Annotated in this window: 17 protein-coding genes; 7 read left to right on the plus strand and 10 right to left on the minus strand. The window is 60.0% G+C overall.

Annotated features, from left to right (window positions below):
* Window positions 1–206 precede the first annotated feature (206 nt).
* On the plus strand, window positions 207–1,067 hold the full coding sequence (locus tag AC07V4_RS17760) for a MurR/RpiR family transcriptional regulator (RefSeq protein WP_174554056.1): 861 nt from the start codon (window positions 207–209) through the stop codon (window positions 1,065–1,067).
* 140 nt (window positions 1,068–1,207) lie between these two features.
* Here AC07V4_RS17760 and AC07V4_RS17765 read toward each other — a convergent pair whose 3' ends face one another.
* The 10 genes from AC07V4_RS17765 to AC07V4_RS17810 all read right to left on the minus strand — a co-directional run bounded on the left by AC07V4_RS17765 (window position 1,208) and on the right by AC07V4_RS17810 (window position 12,436).
* The gene (locus AC07V4_RS17765) at window positions 1,208–2,053 is read right to left on the minus strand and encodes a D-hexose-6-phosphate mutarotase (RefSeq protein WP_492637852.1); all 846 of its coding nucleotides are present in this window, start codon (window positions 2,051–2,053) and stop codon (window positions 1,208–1,210) included.
* A gap of 103 nt (window positions 2,054–2,156) precedes the next feature.
* Complete coding sequence (locus AC07V4_RS17770) at window positions 2,157–3,503, minus strand: carbohydrate porin (RefSeq protein WP_492637853.1); 1,347 nt, start codon at window positions 3,501–3,503, stop codon at window positions 2,157–2,159.
* 84 nt (window positions 3,504–3,587) lie between these two features.
* Window positions 3,588–4,748, minus strand: coding sequence for an ABC transporter ATP-binding protein (locus tag AC07V4_RS17775; protein WP_431751185.1), 1,161 nt, complete (start codon window positions 4,746–4,748; stop codon window positions 3,588–3,590).
* A 2-nt stretch (window positions 4,749–4,750) separates the two neighbouring features.
* Window positions 4,751–5,596: a carbohydrate ABC transporter permease gene (locus tag AC07V4_RS17780; RefSeq protein ID WP_058421424.1), complete on the minus strand. Its 846-nt coding sequence runs from the start codon at window positions 5,594–5,596 to the stop codon at window positions 4,751–4,753.
* Entirely contained in the window at window positions 5,589–6,497 is a 909-nt protein-coding gene (locus AC07V4_RS17785) for a carbohydrate ABC transporter permease (RefSeq protein WP_431751187.1), read from the minus strand. The genes AC07V4_RS17780 and AC07V4_RS17785 overlap by 8 nt, the downstream gene beginning before the upstream one ends.
* Before the next feature lie 147 nt (window positions 6,498–6,644).
* Window positions 6,645–7,931: an ABC transporter substrate-binding protein gene (locus AC07V4_RS17790; protein WP_492637854.1), complete on the minus strand. Its 1,287-nt coding sequence runs from the start codon at window positions 7,929–7,931 to the stop codon at window positions 6,645–6,647.
* A gap of 104 nt (window positions 7,932–8,035) precedes the next feature.
* A complete protein-coding gene (locus tag AC07V4_RS17795; RefSeq protein WP_492637855.1) occupies window positions 8,036–9,295 on the minus strand; it encodes a D-mannose isomerase in 1,260 nt (419 codons plus the stop codon).
* A 244-nt stretch (window positions 9,296–9,539) separates the two neighbouring features.
* Entirely contained in the window at window positions 9,540–10,364 is an 825-nt protein-coding gene (locus tag AC07V4_RS17800) for a BAR domain-containing protein (protein ID WP_492637856.1), read from the minus strand.
* Window positions 10,365–10,491: 127 nt separating this feature from the next.
* Window positions 10,492–11,490 carry an NAD-dependent epimerase/dehydratase family protein gene (locus tag AC07V4_RS17805; RefSeq protein ID WP_492637857.1) on the minus strand — a complete coding sequence of 333 codons (999 nt, stop codon included), beginning with the start codon at window positions 11,488–11,490 and terminating at the stop codon, window positions 10,492–10,494.
* 52 nt (window positions 11,491–11,542) lie between these two features.
* Window positions 11,543–12,436: a LysR family transcriptional regulator ArgP gene (locus tag AC07V4_RS17810; protein WP_016975403.1), complete on the minus strand. Its 894-nt coding sequence runs from the start codon at window positions 12,434–12,436 to the stop codon at window positions 11,543–11,545.
* Window positions 12,437–12,534: 98 nt separating this feature from the next.
* Here AC07V4_RS17810 and AC07V4_RS17815 point away from each other — a divergent pair, with 98 nt between their 5' ends.
* The 6 genes from AC07V4_RS17815 (at window position 12,535) to AC07V4_RS17840 (ending at window position 18,392) form a co-directional block, all read left to right on the plus strand.
* On the plus strand, window positions 12,535–12,936 hold the full coding sequence (locus AC07V4_RS17815) for an ACT domain-containing protein (protein ID WP_492637858.1): 402 nt from the start codon (window positions 12,535–12,537) through the stop codon (window positions 12,934–12,936).
* 5 nt (window positions 12,937–12,941) lie between these two features.
* On the plus strand, window positions 12,942–13,541 hold the full coding sequence (locus AC07V4_RS17820; protein WP_492637859.1) for a LysE/ArgO family amino acid transporter: 600 nt from the start codon (window positions 12,942–12,944) through the stop codon (window positions 13,539–13,541).
* A gap of 178 nt (window positions 13,542–13,719) precedes the next feature.
* Window positions 13,720–14,316 (plus strand): superoxide dismutase, encoded by a 597-nt coding sequence (locus tag AC07V4_RS17825; protein ID WP_003212997.1) that lies wholly within the window; start codon window positions 13,720–13,722, stop codon window positions 14,314–14,316.
* Window positions 14,317–14,447: 131 nt separating this feature from the next.
* Window positions 14,448–14,675 carry a hypothetical protein gene (locus AC07V4_RS17830; protein WP_492637860.1) on the plus strand — a complete coding sequence of 76 codons (228 nt, stop codon included), beginning with the start codon at window positions 14,448–14,450 and terminating at the stop codon, window positions 14,673–14,675.
* A 200-nt stretch (window positions 14,676–14,875) separates the two neighbouring features.
* Complete coding sequence (locus tag AC07V4_RS17835; RefSeq protein ID WP_492637861.1) at window positions 14,876–16,927, plus strand: putative bifunctional diguanylate cyclase/phosphodiesterase; 2,052 nt, start codon at window positions 14,876–14,878, stop codon at window positions 16,925–16,927.
* A 127-nt stretch (window positions 16,928–17,054) separates the two neighbouring features.
* Window positions 17,055–18,392 (plus strand): imelysin family protein, encoded by a 1,338-nt coding sequence (locus AC07V4_RS17840; protein ID WP_492637862.1) that lies wholly within the window; start codon window positions 17,055–17,057, stop codon window positions 18,390–18,392.
* Window positions 18,393–18,543: the final 151 nt, after the last annotated feature.

Genomic DNA, 18,543 nt, shown 5'->3' on the forward strand with positions numbered 1-18,543 from the left:
TTATCAAGTTAAGCTACAAATACCTTTTTTCAAGGCATCATTCAAGGAAAAATGTAGTAATAACCACAACATTTTCCCGAAATACGCATTCCGAGTGGTGGTGTTCAGCTACCCTCAGTAGGATAGGCCACCTCAAAGGGCCGCTCGTCGATGGGTTGCCGCCCTTAATTTGCATCGTCGCCCGAAGGAAAGACTGAATGGACCGCGTGCGAAATCTTCTGGAACAGATCCAGAACCGCCTCGAAGAATTGAACAAGGCCGAGCGCAAAGTCGCTGAAGTGATCCTGCTCAACCCCCAGCAGGCTACACGTTTTTCGATCGCCGCCCTCGCCCAGGCCGCTTCGGTCAGTGAACCGACGGTCAACCGTTTTTGCCGTTCGTTCGGTGTCAGCGGTTACCCTGAACTGAAATTGCAGCTGGCGCAAAGCTTGGCCAGTGGCGCGGCGTATGTCAGCCGTGCCGTGGAGGCCGATGATAACCCGGAGGCCTATACCCAGAAGATCTTTGGCAGCGCCATTGCATCGTTGGACAGTGCCTGCCAGGCCCTGGACCCCGCCTTGATCAGCAAGGCCGTGGACTTGTTGATCCAGGCGCGGCAGATCCACTTTTTCGGCCTGGGTGCCTCGGCCCCGGTGGCGATGGACGCGCTGCACAAGTTTTTCCGCTTCAATCTGGCGGTGACCGCCCATGCCGATGTGCTGATGCAGCGCATGATCGCTTCGGTGGCCCATACGGGCGAGCTGTTCGTGATTATTTCCTACACCGGGCGTACCCGTGAGCTGGTGGAAGTGGCGCGCATCGCCCGCAGCAACGGCGCCTCGGTACTGGGCGTGACCGCCGAGAACTCACCGCTGGCCAAGGCCAGTACCGTGAGCCTGAACATTCCGCTGCCGGAAGACACCGACATCTACATGCCGATGACGTCACGGATCATTCAGTTGACGGTGTTGGATGTGTTGGCGACCGGCATGACCTTGCGTCGCGGGGTGGATTTCCAGCCGCATTTGCGCAAGATCAAAGAGAGTTTGAATGACAGCCGGTATCCGGTTGGGGATGAGTTCAACTAGCAGGTATCTCTGCCAGCAGTACCGGCCCTTTCGCGGGCAAGCCCGCTCCCACATTTGATCTTCAGTGCTAACAGATTTTGTGAGTGACAAAGACCCCTGTGGGAGCGGGCTTGCCCGCGAAGACGCCATCAGCCACTTCGCTAAACCCCTGCTCTAGCCTGCAAACTCAAATGCGCCCTCTCCCCCGGCGCCAAACTGGCCCCGGCCATCGCCGACTCCACGCACACAAACCCCGACGCCTCGTTGAAGCTCACACCCAGCAGCGGCCGGCTGCCCGGGTGCCACACCACAGTGTCGGCGCTGTCGCCGGTGTCGATGCACAGTTCGCGCTGCCAGGCGTGGTCCTTGAGCTGCAATTCGCCCTCGTGCTGGAACACCCGCTGGCAACCGCCCTCCACCCGTAGCTCACCTTCTTGCAGGCAAACCTGGCGATTGAGCTGGTCGTAACCTTGCGCACCGTCGAGCCCAGACAGCGCTATCTCATCGACGTGACCAATACGCCAGTAAGCGTGCAAAGCATGGCTCAACTGGCAAGGGAGTTCGTCCTGATGCTCAGTGCTCAGGCGCAGCTCCAGGGTTTCACCCAGGTGCGCATGCAGGTCGACCTGCCAGTCGCATAGCTGTAACTGCCAGTGCAGGCGCACGCCATCGTCGTCCGTGCTGCTGTCGAGCAGTTTCCAGTCGATCAGCCGCGCCCAACCATGGGACGGCCACGCGTTTTCACTCGGGTGACGACCATACCAAGGCCAGCACACCGGCACGCCACCCCGAATGGCACCGACCTGCGGCCACTTGGCCGCGCACCACAACCAGGGCTTCTGACCACGCGGCTGGAAATGCAACAGTTGCGCGCCCTGGCGACTGAACACCGCCTGGCACAACGGATGGTCGATCACCAACACGTCGCGCATCTGAAAACGCTCCCAGGCGAACACCGGACGCTCGCGCAGGGATTTGAAAAAGCGTTGCAGCGGATGCTCATGCATGTGCCACGGTCCTGAATATCATCACAGTGCAGCCCAAAAAAAAGCGGATAGCCATGGCTACCCGCAAAATGCGCACAGAGAGAAGGAGCTTATCGCAACAGCGTTAGAACGTAGACTGAATTTTCAGGCCCGCTACCAGCGCGTTGTCGACCTGGTCCACGCCACCTGGGTTCTTGATGTATTGCAGGTTAGGACGCACGGTCAGCCAGTTGGTGACGTGGAAGCCGTAGTTGAGTTCGACGTTGTACTCAGTGTTACGCAGTGGCGTGTAACCCGCTTGACTGTAGTCGGTGAAACCGCCGGCCTCATTGAGCAGCTCGGAGTTTTTCTTCACGTCGCTGTTGGCATGGATACGCGAAATACCGATACCGACGTCATCTTTGGCACGCGCGTCGAATGGGCCTTTGTACACCAGCATCAGCGACTGGTAGTTGTCGACCAGGTTGGTGTCTTTATCGTGGAAGGTGGCGTTGGCCGCAATGTTCAAGCCGCGGGTAGCGTCGCCGTTATGGGTGGTGAGCTGCTGTTGCGCCACGAACCAGTAGCCGGTTTTGCTGCTGCGAATACGGTAGGCCGAGCCAGTAGTGGCCGCATCGTTGCCATTGACGTCTTCACGTACGTCGCTCGCATCGGCGGCGCTCTTGTAGTAACCCACACGGTATTCGCCCGGCAGGCCATTGACCTTCGGCGACCAGACCAATTCCACCGGGATCACGGTGCCCTTGGTGCCGCTGCCGCTGAGTTTGAAGCCGTTACCATGCTCCAACTGCGACGGGTTCTGGTTGTAGGCACCGATTTGCGCATACAGCTCAGGCGTGATGTTGTACTTCACGCGGATAGCGGCCTGGGCCACCGGCCAGTTGTACCAGGTGTTTACATAGTTACCCACTTGGGAGCCGCAGAACGACAGGTTCTGGAAGTCGCACGGGAAGGTGTTGAAGTCTTCACCCTCACCGAAGTAACCGAGTTTCACGTCCAGCTTGTTGTCGAACATCTGGTGCTGGATCCAGAACTGGGTCAGACGCACCATGTGGCCTCGGCCGTACACTTCTTGAGACGAACTCAGGGTGCCGGCACGCGGGTCGCCAATACGGTCATTGGAGATGTTCTGGCCATTACGATTGGTCAGTTGGATCTTGGCCTGGGTGTTATCCCAGCCCCACAGTTTTTGCAGGTCCAGCGCTACGCCGAGACCGAACTGGTCAGAGTAGCGACCGGTCTTGTCATCGTTGTAGCCGCCGTGCAGGTTGGCGGCAGCCTCACCGACGTAGTCGGCCTTGATGTCGATACCTTGTTCGATCAGCTTGGTCCGCTCGCCGCCCCAATCGCCAGTCATCCATTTGGAATTGGCGCTGAACGCATCATCCGCCATCGCATTGGCGGACAATACCAGAGCGGCTGCTGCTGACAGTTGGCAGATCAGCCGAGTGTTGTTGTGTTGCTTTTTCATCCCTACATCCTCGTCTTTATTGTTATTAAACTGTTTTTATCTAACGCGGGTTACATTTTTTATCTAAAACAATGAGTTATTGAATCAGCGGCCTTTAAATTGGGCCACGTTGCCGGTATGCCCATGTGCAGGCGATGCGGCTGCAGTGCCCAAGCGCTCGCCAGTATTGGCGTCGAACAACAAGACTTTGGCCGGATCGAATTGCAGGGTCAGGGTCTCGCCGACTTGCGGCGCTACATCGGGGGCCAGGCGGCAGCAGACCTTGGTGTCGTTGAGTTGCACGAACACCAAGGTGTCCGGGCCGGTCGGTTCGGTGACCTGGACTTCGGCACGAATGCTCGACGCACTGTCGCCTTCGCTGGTCGCCAGCATGATTTGCTCCGGGCGCAGGCCCAGGATCACATCACGGTCTTCAAGGCCGGCGTCCGACACGTTAAGCGCCAACTCGCAACGGGCCTGGCCGCTGTCGAGCAGCGCCACCAGGCGACCGTCCTTGCGCTGCAACCGCAGAGGCACGAAGTTCATCGGTGGCGAACCGATAAAGCTCGCCACGAACTGGTTGGCCGGGTCGTTGTAGATCTCTTTTGGTGTACCGAACTGCTGGATGATGCCGTCCTTCATCACCGCCACTTTGTCGCCCAGGGTCATCGCTTCGATCTGGTCGTGGGTGACATAGACGGTGGTGGTTTTCAGACGCTGGTGCATCAGCTTCATTTCGGTACGCATCTCGACCCGCAGCTTGGCGTCGAGGTTGGACAACGGTTCGTCGAACAGGTAGATCTTCGGTCGGCGCGCCAGGGCACGGCCCATGGCCACACGCTGTTGCTGGCCACCGGACAACTGGCCCGGCTTGCGATTAAGCAGGTGTTCGATCTGCAGCAGCTTGGCCACGCGCGCCACTTCGGCGTCGATATCGGCCTGAGGCATCTTGCGGATCTTGAGGCCGAACTCGATGTTCTCGCGCACGCTCATGGTCGGGTACAGCGCGTAGGACTGGAACACCATGGCGATGTCACGATCCTTGGGGCTCATGCCACTGACGTCTTGATCACCGATCATGATCGCACCGCCGGTGATAGTCTCCAGCCCTGCGATGCAGTTCATCAGCGTGGACTTACCGCAACCCGAAGGGCCGACCAGAATCAGGAACTCGCCCTCTTTGATCGACAGTTCGATGTTCTTCAAGGTGTCGGGCAGGCCGGCGCCATAGGTCTTGTTTACATTGCGAAGTTCAAGCGTAGCCATGATTACCCCTTGACCGCGCCAGCCGTGAGGCCGCGCACGAAATACTTGCCTGCGATCACATAGACCAGCAGGGTCGGCAGCCCGGCGATCATCGCCGCCGCCATGTCCACGTTATATTCCTTGGCCCCGGTGCTGGTGTTGACCAGATTGTTCAGCGCCACTGTGATGGGCTGCGAGTCACCGCTGGAGAACACCACACCGAACAGGAAGTCGTTCCAGATCTGGGTGAACTGCCAGATCAGGCAGACCATGATGATCGGCGTCGACATCGGCAGAATGATCTGGCGGAAGATGGTGAAGAAACCTGCTCCGTCCAGCCTTGCGGCCTTGATCAGCGCGTCGGGAATGCTCACGTAGTAGTTACGGAAAAACAGTGTAGTAAACGCCAGCCCGTAGACCACGTGTACAAACACCAGGCCCGTGGTGGTGCTGGCCAACCCCATCTTGCCGAGGGTGAAAGAGGCAGGTAGCAGCACGGTCTGGAACGGCAGGAAGCAGCCGAACAGCAGCAGGCCGAAAAACAGCTGCGAGCCTTTGAAGCGCCAGAACGACAACACATAGCCGTTCAATGCACCGATGGCGGTGGAGATCAGTACGGCGGGAACGGTGATCTTGATCGAGTTCCAGAAGTAACCATCCACCGTGGCCCAGGCCTTGACCCAGCCGATGCCGGTGACCACGGTCGGCCAGCTCAGCAGGTTGCCGGTGCTGATGTCTTCCGGGGTCTTGAAGCTGGTCAGCAGCATCACCACCAGCGGCACCAGGTACAGCAGCACAGCGAGAATCAGCACCGCGTAGATCGCGATGCGGCTCAGGCTGATGGCAGGTTTGGAGGCGAGACTAGTCATTGCGCTTGGTCCTCAGCTCGGAATACAGGTAAGGCACGATGATCGCGAGGATCGCGCCGAGCATCAGGATCGCACTCGCCGAGCCCATGCCCATCTGGCCACGGCTGAAGGTGAACGAGTACATGAACATGGCGGGCAGGTCGGACGAGTAGCCCGGGCCACCGGCGGTCATGGCTGCGACCAGGTCGAAGCTCTTGATCGCAATGTGCGCCAGGATCATCACCGCACTAAAGAACACCGGGCGCAGGCTGGGCAGCACCACGCTCCAGTAGATACGCGGCAGGCTCGCGCCGTCGATCTGCGCGGCCCGCACGATCGATTGGTCCACGCCCCGCAGGCCGGCGAGGAACATCGCCATGATGAAGCCGGAGGCTTGCCACACAGCAGCAATCACCAAGCAGTAAACGACGCGATCAGGGTCGATCAGCCAGTCGAGACGGAAGCCTTCCCAGCCCCAGTCACGCAGGAGTTTGTCCAGGCCCATGCCCGGGTTGAGCAGCCATTTCCAGGCCGTACCGGTGACGATCATCGAGAGCGCCATCGGGTACAAATAAATGGTGCGGATAAAACCTTCGCGGCGGATCTTCTGGTCGAGGAAAATCGCCAGCGTCACGCCAATCACCAAGGTGATGCCAATGAACATCCCGCCGAACACTGCCAGGTTCTTGCTCGCCACCCACCAGCGGTCGTTGTCGAACAAGCGCGCGTATTGCGCAAGGCCGGCCCAAGTGTAGTTAGGCAGGAACGTGGAGGTGGTGAACGACAGCACGAACGTCCACAGGATGTAGCCGTAGAAGCCCACCAGAACGATAAACATGCTGGGCGCCAGCACCAGTTTGGGGAGCCAGCGCTGCAGTGCATCGAACGGCGAGGCCTTGCTGAACACAGCAACAGAACTCATGGGAAAATCCAGTACAGGGAAAAGGGCTACAACGCGGATCATGTGGGAGCTGGCTTGCCTGCGATGCAGGCACCTCGGTCTAACCGACACACCGAGTTGCCTGCATCGCGGGCAAGCCCGGCTCCCACAGAAAGCCGCTACCAACCGTTACTTCGCAGACTTGATCGCAGCGCCGAGTTTCTTGGCGGTGTCGGCCGGGTCGGCTTTCGGGTCATTGATGTAGTTGGTCACGACATCAAAGAACGCACCTTGCACGGCCAGGGTGGTGGCCATGTTGTGCGCCATGCTCGGCTGCAGGCCACCGGTCTGGGCGTCGGCCAGGAAGTCCTTGGCCGCCGTCTGGGCGCAGGAATCGAAGCCGAGCTTGTCCATTTCGTGGAGCATGTCGTTACGAACCGGAATCGAGCCTTTGTTGATGCTGAAGACTTTCTGGAAGTTTTCACCCAACACGACTTTGGCGATGTCCTGCTGGCCGGCCTGGGTGCCCTTGTCTTTCACCTTGAACACCGCCAGGGAGTCGATGTTGTAGGTGAAGGCTTTGTCGGTGCCCGGGAAGGCTACGCACTCATAGTCTTTGCCGGCGACTTTCTTGGCGGCGGTCCACTCGGACTTGGCCCAGTCACCCATGATCTGCATACCGGCCTTGCCGTTGATGACCTTGCCGGCTTCCAGGTTCCAGTCCTGGCCTTTGCCGTCGACGTCCATGTAGGTCGCGACTTTCTTCAGCTCGGTCAGTGCCTTGACCATTTCCGGGCCGGTCAGCGCAGCGTTGTCGAGGTCAACCAGGGCTTTCTTGTAGCCATCGGCCCCCATCACCGACAGGACAACCGCTTCGAACACGGTGCTGTCCTGCCAAGGCTGGCCACCATGGGCGAGCGGAATGAAACCCGCGGCCTTGAGCTTGTCGCCGGCTGCGTAGAATTCTGCGAGGGTGGTCGGGTTCTTGGTGATGCCGGCTTTCTTGAAGACTTCCGGGTTGATCCACAGCCAGTTCACGCGGTGGATGTTCACCGGTACGGCGACGTAGTTGCCGTTGTACTTCACGGTGTCGGAGACTTTCTTGTCGAGCAGGGAGTCCCACTTCTCTTCTTTGGCGACGTCTTTGAGCACGTCGGTGTCGAGCAGGCCAGTCGACGCCCACTCCTGGATATCCGGGCCTTTGATCTGGGCAACGCCTGGCGGGTTACCGGCGACCGCACGGCTTTTCAACACGGTCATGGCGGTAGCGCCACCACCGCCTGCAACAGCGCCGTCTTTCCAGACGAAGCCATCTTTCTCAACTTGGGCCTTCAGGACATCTACGGCCGCCTTTTCACCGCCCGAGGTCCACCAATGCACAACTTCAACCGTCCCTTTCGAGTCGGCGGCAAATGCACTGAGGGGAAACAACGAGGCAATGGAAATAGCGACGGCGAGGCGATTAATCGCGTTCATCTGAGTACCTTTTCTTGTTGTTATGCATGCAAGTCTGGAGCTTGCGCTGCACGGAGTTTAAACATGGATGTTCAGGGCGCAGGTAACAAAGGGACGTACAAATGTCACCACTTTGTGACATAGAAGCCCCGACCTAAAGCACTGGTCATACTCGGAGACAAGGGTAGTACAGGCAGCACCACCGCTTGCCAGGCATGGTATAGGTCCGGTTTGCCCCCCCAGATGTTGCTGCTGGGTTGGTTGTGCGGGCTGAGTTCGTGATGCCAACTGCCGTTGACCCTGTCGATAAAGTGGCTTTCGCAGAATTCCCAGAACCTTCGATACCAAATCTCGTAATGCGGGTCAGCGGTGCGTTTGAGCAGCGCCTGGGCAGCGGCACTGGCCTCGGCGTGGGTCCAGTGCAGGCGTTCACGCACCACTGGACGATGGCTCCAATCCAGGGTGTAGACGATGCCGGGAGCACCGTCCACGGCCCAGGCGTACTCACAGGCACTGGCGAACAAGCCTTTGGCGTCGCTCAGCAACCAGTCCGGCGTGACCAGCCCGGCCGCTAGCCGTGCGGCCTCCAGGTGCAATACCAACCGCGCCCACTCGAAACCATGGCCGGGGGTGATGCCGTAAGGGCGAAAGCCGTCGGCGGGGTTGTCTTCGTTGTAACCGAGCAGCGGCTGCCAGTGGGTATCGAAATGTTCGATCACCATGAACTGATTAGCCGCCGCGTGCGTATGGATGACCCGCTCGACGATGCGTAGCGCCCGATCCAGCCAGCGCGTATCGCCGGTCACATCCGCCAGGGCCAGGAAGGCCTCGGTGGCGTGCATGTTGCTGTTGGCCCCGCGATAGGCCTCGACACCGGTCCAGTCCCGGGCAAAGGATTCGAGCATCACGCCCTCTTCTTCGCTCCAGAAAAACTGGTCGATGATATGGATGGCGTCGTTCAACAGGTTCTGCGCACCCGGCGCGCCGGCCACCACCGCCGAGCTGGCGGCCAGGGCGACAAAGGCATGCAAGTAAGCCGCCTTGCCGCTGTTGCCATCGCGGGCATTGGGCGCGGCGAACCAGCCTCCGTGCTCACTGTCGTGCAGGGGACCACTGAGCGCCTCGACGCCGTGGGCGACCAAGTCAGCGTAACCCGGCAACCCCATGGCATGGGCCATGGCGAAACTGTGGGTCATGCGTGCGGTGTTCATGGTCTCGGCGTAGGCAGTGGCTGGCAGTTGGCCCTTGTCATTCAGGTTACCGAACCCCTCAGGCACTCGGGAGGCTTTGGCGAAGGACAGCAGGCGCTGGCCTTCACTGGCAAGCCAGGCGTGATGGGCAGGTGCGTTCAGCCAACTGCTGGCAGGCAGTGGTTGCGTGGTCATGGATGGCCCTTATTATTTTTTATGGGATGACCGAAGTCTAAACAAGGGCGAGGTGGCGGCAAGTAACGAAGGAGGAGGGAAATGTCACCGAGTGGTGACATTGATACAGGCAGCCATTATCTAACTCCTGGTCACTATTCAACTGTGGGAGCTGGCTTGCCTGCGATAGCGGTCTACCAACCCCTCCATTGATAACTGCCCCACCGCAATCGCAGGCAAGCCAGCTCCCACAGTTTTAACCGGTTCACTGCCCAAGAGGTGTGATCTTCGCTGGCGCGTTGAGCTGTTGTTGCAGGTTCTGCACCTGGCTCTGCAAGGTGGTGATGTTGCGCGTGGTCTGGATACGGAACACGTCGAACTCTTTATTGGTCGGTGCGTCGCTGTTGGCGGGCTGGTTTTCCTGTGCACTCTTGAGTACCAGAAGGTCCTGCTCCAGGCGGGCGATGGCCGCACTCGGGTTGCCTTGTTTCTTCAAGGCCGCCACGTCGGTCGCCAGGTCCTTGGTCTCCCCCTGCGCCGCCTTGAGGCTGGCGACGGCGTCGGTCAAGGCTTGCACCTGGCCTTGCAACTTGGCATTGGCACTCGCCAGCTCAGTGGTGCTGGTGGTCATTTGCGCCAGGCGCTGGTCCAGTTCGCTCGCCTGGCCGGCCACGCCGACCTGCTGCTTGCCCTGCTCCAGCAGTTGGGTTTCCAACTGCTTGATCTGCAACTTGAGCGCTTCGCTGCCGTTGTTCACGTTGGCTTCACTCGCCACGACCTTGCCGGAAATATCCTGCAGGCGCCCCGCCGCTTCCTCGCTGATGCGCGCAAAACTTTCCTGGGTGGCGACCAACTGCTGGCCCATCAGGGAGATCTGCTGGAAGCTCCACCAGGCGAGGCCGGCAAAGGCGATCAGCAGCGCACCGACCAAGGCCCACAATGGACCGGTGCTGGCCCGCTTGACCTTGACTACCGGGGTATTGCGCGAGCGCACGGAGGTGGCGGGAGTCGGCACGAAATCATCGTCGTCCCCTGGATCAGCCCGCAGGCTGGGAACATTGTCGAAGTCGTCGTTAGCATCGTTACGCATGAATCTACCTTGAATCAATGAGATGGCTAGCTGAAAGGCCGAGCACCGGGAGTATAAACCGCGCTCCCCGCGCACAGGTCGACCCGGAACCACGCATTCGGTTCCCGATGTGTTGCCAGTTATGAGACTACTTCAGGCCGGGGCCCTGGGCCTTCCACCAACTACAGAACTCGTCGAGCGCGGTCCACAGACTGACTTTGGGCTCGTAGTCGAGATAATGCCTTGCCCGACTGATGTCTAGGGTGAAATCTTTGTTCATGACTTGCATCCCCAGACGCGACAACGCCGGTTCCGGACGACCCGGCCACATTGCGCAGAATGCTTCGTTCAGCGCCGCCACGCTGTAGGACAAGCCGTAAGACCGATAGCGGGTGACCTGCGGCAAGTCCATCTGGCGCATCACGTAGTTCACCACGTCCCACACCGGCACCGGCGTGCCGTTGCTGATGTTATAGGCCCGACCCAATGCCGAACCGGGGGCCAGCAAGCTGCTGAGGAGGGCTTCGTTCAGGTTGTGCACGCTGGTGAAGTCGACCTTGTTCAAACCGTCGCCAACAATGGCCAGACGGTTCTTGCGTTGCATCTTCAGCAAACGCGGGAAGATGCTCATATCACCGGCACCGGTCACAAACCTGGGGCGCAGGGCCAGCACTTCAAGGCCAAACTCCTGGGCGCCGAAGACTTTCTGTTCGGCCAGGTATTTGGTGGCGGCGTAAGGATGCTTGAAGCGCTTGGGCACCTGTTCTTCGGTCAAGCCCAGGTGATCGCGTCCGTCAAAGTAGATCGACGGCGACGACAAATGCACCAGGCGCCCCACCCGCTGTTTGAGGCAGGCTTCGACGACGTTTTCGGTCACCAACACATTACCTTGGTGAAAGTCCTGGTACTTGCCCCACAGGCCCACGGCGCCGGCGCAATGCACCACGGCTTCGACGTCACGGCACAGCTCGCGCACCAGGTCTGCATCATTCAAATCACCCTGGATAAACTCGGCGCCGCGCCGTACCAGGTGCTCGACACCCTCGGCGCGCCGCCCGTTGACCCGTACGTCCAGGCCCTGCTCCAGGGCGAAACGCGCAAAGCGCCCGCCAATGAAGCCGCTTGCGCCGGTGACCAGAATCTTCATGTATTACCCCATGTGCTTTCGTTTTTCATCGCTGCTGCCTTGACGCGCGCCATCACTCCAACGGCACTAACCATTGACCACACGCCTGGGCCAGATGGTCGGTCAGCAAGCCCAACAGTTGCCCGCCACTGCGCCAATGATGCCAGTACAACGGCACATCGATGGGCTTATCTGGCAATAACTCGACCAATATGCCCTTTTCCAGTTGGTCGCGAACCTGCAACTCCGGCACCAGCCCCCAGCCCAAGCCCGCCTCTGTCAGGCGGATAAAGCCTTCGGACGATGGGCATAAATGATGCTCGAAACCGCCGTCCACACCGAGGGAGGCCAGGTAGCGGTGCTGCAGGAAATCATCCGGCCCGAACACCAATGCCGGGGTGCGCGCCAGTTGATCCGCACGTACGCCTTGGGGAAAATGCCGGGCGATAAACGCAGGGCTGGCCAGCGCCCGATAGCGCATGGCGCCCAGCAACAGGCTTCGCGCCCCCGCCACCGGTCGCTCGCTGGCGCAGATGCAGGCTGCCACCTCACCGGCGCGCATGCGTTTGAGGCCGACGGTCTGGTCTTCCACCACTAGGTCCAGCAACAGGTGCTGTTCGGCGCAAAAGCCACTGACGGCCTCGGCCCACCAGGTGGCAAGGCTGTCGGCATTCAACGCGATGCGCAGGCGCTCAGGCATGCCTTCCTCATCCAGCGCCGGCACCTGGCTTTGCAAGTCACGCTCCAGCAGGCGCACCTGTTGCACATGGTTGAGCAGGCGCCGGCCGATATCGGTGGGCGTCGGCGGCGTGGCCCGCACCAGTACCGGCTGGCCAATACGTGCCTCCAGCAACTTGATGCGCTGTGAGATTGCCGATTGCGACAGTCCCAGCACCTGGGCGGCGCGTTCAAAGCCCGCCTGTTCCACCACTGCCGCCAGGGCAGAGAGCAATTTATAGTCGAACATCAGTTTCCCTAATGAGCGATCAGCAATATTGGTTTTTCTTATACAGCCTGCCCCCTGAGAATAGCCAGCATCGCGTCTCTCTTTATAAGGAACCCCACATGGCTGGCGAAACCGCCCTGGCAACCCTGCTGCGCAGCATGAGCCCCCAGCTCAATGAAGGCGACTATGTGTTCTGCACCGTGCCCGACAACCGCATCCCTGCCGGCTGCGAAGTGATCGGCAGCTTTCGCGAGCAGGAAGGCCTGACCCTGATCGTTGAACGCCAACAAGCGGAACAGGCCGGCCTGGCATTTGACTACGTCGCCGCGTGGATCACCTTGAACGTGCATTCGGCCCTGGAAGCCGTGGGCCTCACCGCCGCCTTCGCCAGTGCGCTGGGCCTGGCCGGCATCAGTTGCAATGTGATTGCCGGCTATTACCACGACCACCTGTTCGTCGGGCGTGCCGATGCCGAGCGCGCCCTGCAGGTGTTGCGGCAACTGGCAGCAGACGCGGAGTAAATCCTATGTGGCAGAGTTATCTGAATGGTTTGCTGGTGGCGCTGGGCCTGATCATGGCCATTGGCACTCAGAATGCCTTTGTACTGGCGCAGAGCCTGCGTCGTGAACATCACTTACCCGTGGCGGCATTGTGTGTGGTGTGTGATGCCCTGTTGGTGGCCGCCGGGGTGTTCGGCCTGGCGACGGTGCTGGCGCAAAGCCCCATGCTGTTGGCGATGGCCCGCTGGGGCGGCGCGGCGTTCCTGATCTGGTACGGCGCATGTGCACTGCGCCGCGCTTGTTCGAAACAGAGCCTGGACCAGGGCGACACGCTCAAGGTGCGCTCACTGCGTGCGGTGTTGTTGAGCGCGCTGGCCGTGACCCTGCTCAACCCGCACGTGTACTTGGACACCGTGCTGCTGATCGGCTCACTCGGCGCCCAACAGACCGAACCCGGCGCCTACGTGGCCGGTGCCGCCAGCGCGTCGTTCCTGTGGTTCGCCACCCTGGCACTCGGCGCGGCGTGGCTGGCGCCCTGGCTGGCACGCCCGGCTACCTGGCGTTTGCTGGACCTGTTGGTGGCCGTAATGATGTTCAGCGTGGCCTATCAACTGATCAGCGCCTGAGGAATATTCCAAAACGCTCTGGAACCTCTATCCCACACAGTTGTTGCGTGGTTTTGCCGCACCCCCGGTGCTATGATCCGGACCCTGCGCCGCAAAGAGTACAAACTCCCCGGCGCTTGTTTGGCCGCCCGTGATCGGCCTTGCGCTCACCGCAACTGACCTGATTAGGAGAATCATCATGGCTTTCGAATTGCCGCCGCTGCCCTACGCACACGATGCCCTGCAGCCGCACATCTCCAAGGAAACCTTGGAATACCACCACGACAAGCACCACAACACCTATGTCGTGAACCTGAACAACCTGGTGCCAGGCACCGAGTTCGAAGGCAAGACCTTGGAAGAGATCGTCAAATCCTCCTCGGGCGGTATCTTCAACAACGCCGCTCAGGTCTGGAACCACACTTTCTACTGGAACTGCCTGGCGCCAAACGCCGGTGGCCAACCGACCGGCGCGCTGGCTGAAGCCATCAACGCCGCGTTCGGTTCGTTCGACAAGTTCAAGGAAGAGTTCACCAAGACTTCCGTCGGCACCTTCGGTTCCGGTTGGGGCTGGCTGGTGAAAAAGGCTGACGGTTCCCTGGCCCTGGCCAGCACCATCGGCGCCGGCAACCCGCTGACCAGCGGCGACACCCCGCTGCTGACTTGCGACGTGTGGGAACACGCTTACTACATCGACTACCGCAACGTGCGTCCAAAGTATGTGGAAGCGTTCTGGAACCTGGTCAACTGGAAGTTCGTGGCTGAGCAGTTCGAAGGCAAGACCTTCACTGCCTAAGCAACGCTTGCAGTAGAAAGAGCCCGGCATTGCCGGGCTTTTTTGTGGACGATGGAACCAGAGCCATGGCGCCACCCACGCAGACAGCGAGGGAGAGGAATTGACCTCTTCTACCTGTCGGAGAATTCAATATGTCCATTGCAGCAGCAACCGCTATTCCACTGGTTGGCGATATCGTGAAAATGGCACTTCCTGTAGCGGGAGAAGTTGTCAAAGCGGCCACAGCACTCCTGCAACCCTTCGCCAATGGTGCAGCCAAGAAGATATTTGGCGAGGAGACCCCAGCGTCGACCAAGACCATCAGCTTTGCTACCACTGTCGATAAAAAAATTACTTTCGACCTTCCCAAGTCGGCGTAACCGTCCTTCGTGATTGAGGCGCCGCTGATCAGCGGGTATGTCTCTTCAGGCAGGCGGATGCCATTCCGCCTTGCCCTACCTTCCCCCCACCCGAACATCTTTAACCCGCCTTTGTCCCAATGTTCCTTTGACTGCCACCCCGAGATTGCCAATACTCGTGGCATATTGAAGGCTACCCGCATGAGACAAGGAATGCCCCTTTGAAGCTGGAACTCAAGAACAGCTTGTCGGTGAAGTTGCTACGGGTTGTGCTGCTGTCGGCATTGATCGTGGGCGTGGCGTTGAGCGTGGCGCAGATCGTTTTCGATGCCTATAAGACACGCCAGGCCGTGGCGGGCGACGCCCAGCGTATTCTCGACATGTTTCGCGACCCCTCGACCCAGGCTGTCTACAGCCTGGACCGTGAAATGGGTATGCAGGTCATCGAGGGTCTGTTCCAGGACGACGCCGTGCGCATGGCCTCCATCGGCCACCCCAACGAAACCATGCTCGCCGAAAAGACCCGCGCCCTGCAGCAATCTCCTACCCGTTGGCTGACCGACCTGATTCTCGGCCAGGAACGCACCTTCACCACGGCCCTGGTCGGCAAAGGCCCCTATAGCGAGTATTACGGCGACCTGAGCATTACCCTGGACACCGCCACCTACGGCAAAGGTTTTATTGTCAGTTCGGTGATCATCTTTATTTCCGGTGTGCTGCGCGCCCTGGCCATGGGCCTGGTGCTGTACCTGGTTTATCACTGGCTGCTGACCAAACCGCTGTCGCGGATTATCGAGCATTTGACGTCGATCAACCCGGACCGACCCAGCGAGCACAAAATCCCCCAGCTCAAGGGCCATGAACGCAATGAACTGGGGCTGTGGATCAACACCGCCAACCAATTGCTGGAATCCATCGAACGCAATACGCACCTGCGCCATGAAGCGGAATCCAGCCTGCTGCGCATGGCCCAGTACGACTTCCTCACCGGCCTGCCGAACCGCCAGAAACTGCAGGAACAACTGGACAAGATCCTCATCGACGCCGGCCGCCGCCAACGCCGCGTGGCCGTGCTGTGTGTAGGGTTGGACGACTTCAAGAGCGTCAACGAACAGTTCACCTATCAGGCCGGCGACAAATTGCTGCTGGCGTTGGCCGACCGCCTGCGCGCCCACAGTGGCCGCCTCGGCGCGCTGGCCCGCCTGGGTGGTGACCAGTTCGCGCTGGTGCAAGCCGACATCGACCAGCCTTACGAAGCCGCCGAACTGGCACAAAGCATCCTGGACGACCTGGAGGCGGAGTTTGCCCTCGATCAGGATCAGATTCGCCTGCGTGCCACCATCGGCATCACCCTGTTCCCGGAGGACGGCGACAGCACCGAAAAGCTGCTGCAGAAAGCCGAACAGACCATGACCCTGGCCAAGAGCCGCTCACGCAACCGCTATCAGTTCTATATCGCCAGCGTCGACAGCGAAATGCGCCGCCGTCGCGAACTGGAAAAAGACTTGCGCGATGCCTTGAGTCGAGACCAGTTCCACTTGGTGTACCAACCACAGATCAGCTACCGCGACCATCGTGTGGTGGGTGTAGAAGCCTTGATCCGCTGGCAACACCCGGAACACGGCCTGGTGCCACCCGACCTGTTCATCCCGTTGGCTGAACAGAACGGCACGATTATCCCGATTGGCGAATGGGTTCTGGACCAGGCCTGCCGGCAATTGCGCGAATGGCATGACTTGGGTTTCACCACCCTGCGCATGGCGGTCAACCTGTCCACCGTGCAACTGCACCACACCGAGTTGCCGCGAGTGGTCAACAACCTGATGCAGATCTACCGCCTGCCGCCTCGCAGCCTGGAATTGGAAGTCACCGAGACAGGCCTGATGGAGGACATCAGCACCGCCGCCCAGCACTTGCTAAGCCTGCGTCGTTCCGGAGCGCTGATTGCCATTGATGACTTCGGCACCGGTTATTCATCCTTGAGTTACCTCAAGAGCCTGCCCCTGGACAAGATCAAGATCGACAAGAGCTTCGTGCAGGACCTGTTGGACGACGACGATGATGCCACCATCGTGCGCGCCATCATCCAACTGGGTAAAAGCCTGGGCATGCAAGTGATCGCCGAAGGCGTGGAAACCGCCGAACAGGAGGCTTACATCATTTCCGAGGGCTGCCACGAGGGCCAGGGCTACCACTACAGCAAACCGCTGCAAGCGCGGGAGCTGGCGGCTTATTTGAAACAGTCCGAACGCAACAACGCGACGATTCTCTGAGGCGGCAAAACGATACCAAATATTTCCCGCGTATAAGCCTTTACACAAAATGCAAATCTTTCGCATTATGTCGCAGTTTTTGCGCCCCCTCGTGCGCCCCATCAACAACCGAAGCAGGATGTTCGCCATGATTCGTATGCCCCTGGCCACCGCCAGTCTGCTGGCCATTGCCATTTCTCTCGCCGGTTGCGGCGAAGGTAAAGACAAGGCCGCCGCGCCCCAGGCGCCCGCCGCTGCCAGCACTCCCGCGCCTGCGGCCGCTCCGGCAGGCCAGGTCGACGAGGCTGCCGCCAAGGCTGTGGTCGCGCATTACGCCGACATGGTATTCGCGGTGTACAGCGACGCCGAATCCACCGCGAAAACCCTGCAGACCGCGATCGACACTTTCCTCGCCAACCCGAGCGACGAAACCCTGAAAGCGGCCCGCACCGCCTGGATCGCAGCCCGTGTGCCGTACCTGCAGAGCGAAGTGTTCCGTTTCGGCAACACCATCATCGACGACTGGGAAGGTCAGGTGAATTCCTGGCCGCTGGATGAAGGCCTGATCGACTACGTCGACAAATCCTACGAGCACGCCCTGGGCAACCCGGGGGCCAACGCCAACATCATTGCCAACACCCAGATCCAGGTCGGCGAAGACAAGGTCGACGTCAAGGACATCACCCCGGAAAAACTCGCCAGCCTCAATGAACTGGGCGGTTCCGAGGCCAACGTCGCCACCGGCTACCACGCCATCGAATTCCTGCTCTGGGGCCAAGACCTCAACGGTACCGGCCCAGGCGCAGGCAATCGCCCGGCGTCGGACTACATGACCGGTGACGGTGCCACCGGCGGTCACAACGAGCGCCGCCGCACCTACCTGCGCGCCGTGACCCAATTGCTGGTCAGCGACCTGGAGGAAATGGTCGGCAACTGGAAACCCAACGTCGAAGACAATTACCGCGCCACCCTGGAATCGGAACCGGCCACTGACGGCCTGCGCAAAATGTTGTTCGGCATGGGCAGCCTGTCCCTCGGTGAGCTGGCCGGTGAGCGCATGAAGGTGTCCCTGGAAGCCAACTCGCCGGAAGACGAGCAGGACTGCTTCAGCGACAACACCCACAACTCGCACTTCTACGACGCCAAGGGCATCCGCAACGTCTACCTGGGCGAGTACACCCGTACCGATGGCACCAAAATGACCGGCGCCAGCCTGTCGTCCCTGGTCGCCAAGGTTGACCCGGCTGCCGACGCGACGCTGAAGGCTGACCTGGCTACCACCGAAGCGAAGATCCAGGTCATGGTCGATCACGCCAACAACGGTGAGCACTACGACCAACTGATCGCCGCTGGCAACGACAAGGGCAATCAGATCGTGCGTGACGCGATTGCCGCACTGGTCAAGCAGACCGGCTCGATCGAAGCCGCCGCAGGCAAGCTGGGCATCAGCGACCTGAACCCGGATAACGCTGATCACGAGTTCTGATCGGCGCCGGATTGAACAAGGCGACCTTCGGGTCGCCTTTTTTATGCGCGGACGATCAGTCACCGCATTCCCCCTGTGGGAGCTGGCTTGCCTGCGATAGTGGTGGAACAGTCACACCTTCATCAACTGATACACCGCTATCGCAGGCAAG

It is taken from the genome of Pseudomonas sp. GW821-FHT03A09 (genome assembly GCF_059421065.1).

What these genes read in the sequence shown, in the direction of transcription:
- AC07V4_RS17765 (WP_492637852.1), bottom strand. Translation starts at nt 2,053, where the DNA reads ATGCATGAGCATCCGCTGCAACGCTTTTTCAAATCCCTGCGCGAGCGT.
- AC07V4_RS17770 (WP_492637853.1), bottom strand. Translation starts at nt 3,503, where the DNA reads ATGAAAAAGCAACACAACAACACTCGGCTGATCTGCCAACTGTCAGCA.
- AC07V4_RS17775 (WP_431751185.1), bottom strand. Translation starts at nt 4,748, where the DNA reads ATGGCTACGCTTGAACTTCGCAATGTAAACAAGACCTATGGCGCCGGC.
- AC07V4_RS17780 (WP_058421424.1), bottom strand. Translation starts at nt 5,596, where the DNA reads ATGACTAGTCTCGCCTCCAAACCTGCCATCAGCCTGAGCCGCATCGCG.
- AC07V4_RS17785 (WP_431751187.1), bottom strand. Translation starts at nt 6,497, where the DNA reads ATGAGTTCTGTTGCTGTGTTCAGCAAGGCCTCGCCGTTCGATGCACTG.
- AC07V4_RS17790 (WP_492637854.1), bottom strand. Translation starts at nt 7,931, where the DNA reads ATGAACGCGATTAATCGCCTCGCCGTCGCTATTTCCATTGCCTCGTTG.
- AC07V4_RS17795 (WP_492637855.1), bottom strand. Translation starts at nt 9,295, where the DNA reads ATGACCACGCAACCACTGCCTGCCAGCAGTTGGCTGAACGCACCTGCC.
- AC07V4_RS17800 (WP_492637856.1), bottom strand. Translation starts at nt 10,364, where the DNA reads ATGCGTAACGATGCTAACGACGACTTCGACAATGTTCCCAGCCTGCGG.
- AC07V4_RS17805 (WP_492637857.1), bottom strand. Translation starts at nt 11,490, where the DNA reads ATGAAGATTCTGGTCACCGGCGCAAGCGGCTTCATTGGCGGGCGCTTT.
- AC07V4_RS17810 (WP_016975403.1), bottom strand. Translation starts at nt 12,436, where the DNA reads ATGTTCGACTATAAATTGCTCTCTGCCCTGGCGGCAGTGGTGGAACAG.
- AC07V4_RS17815 (WP_492637858.1), top strand. Translation starts at nt 12,535, where the DNA reads ATGGCTGGCGAAACCGCCCTGGCAACCCTGCTGCGCAGCATGAGCCCC.
- AC07V4_RS17820 (WP_492637859.1), top strand. Translation starts at nt 12,942, where the DNA reads ATGTGGCAGAGTTATCTGAATGGTTTGCTGGTGGCGCTGGGCCTGATC.
- AC07V4_RS17825 (WP_003212997.1), top strand. Translation starts at nt 13,720, where the DNA reads ATGGCTTTCGAATTGCCGCCGCTGCCCTACGCACACGATGCCCTGCAG.
- AC07V4_RS17830 (WP_492637860.1), top strand. Translation starts at nt 14,448, where the DNA reads ATGTCCATTGCAGCAGCAACCGCTATTCCACTGGTTGGCGATATCGTG.
- AC07V4_RS17840 (WP_492637862.1), top strand. Translation starts at nt 17,055, where the DNA reads ATGATTCGTATGCCCCTGGCCACCGCCAGTCTGCTGGCCATTGCCATT.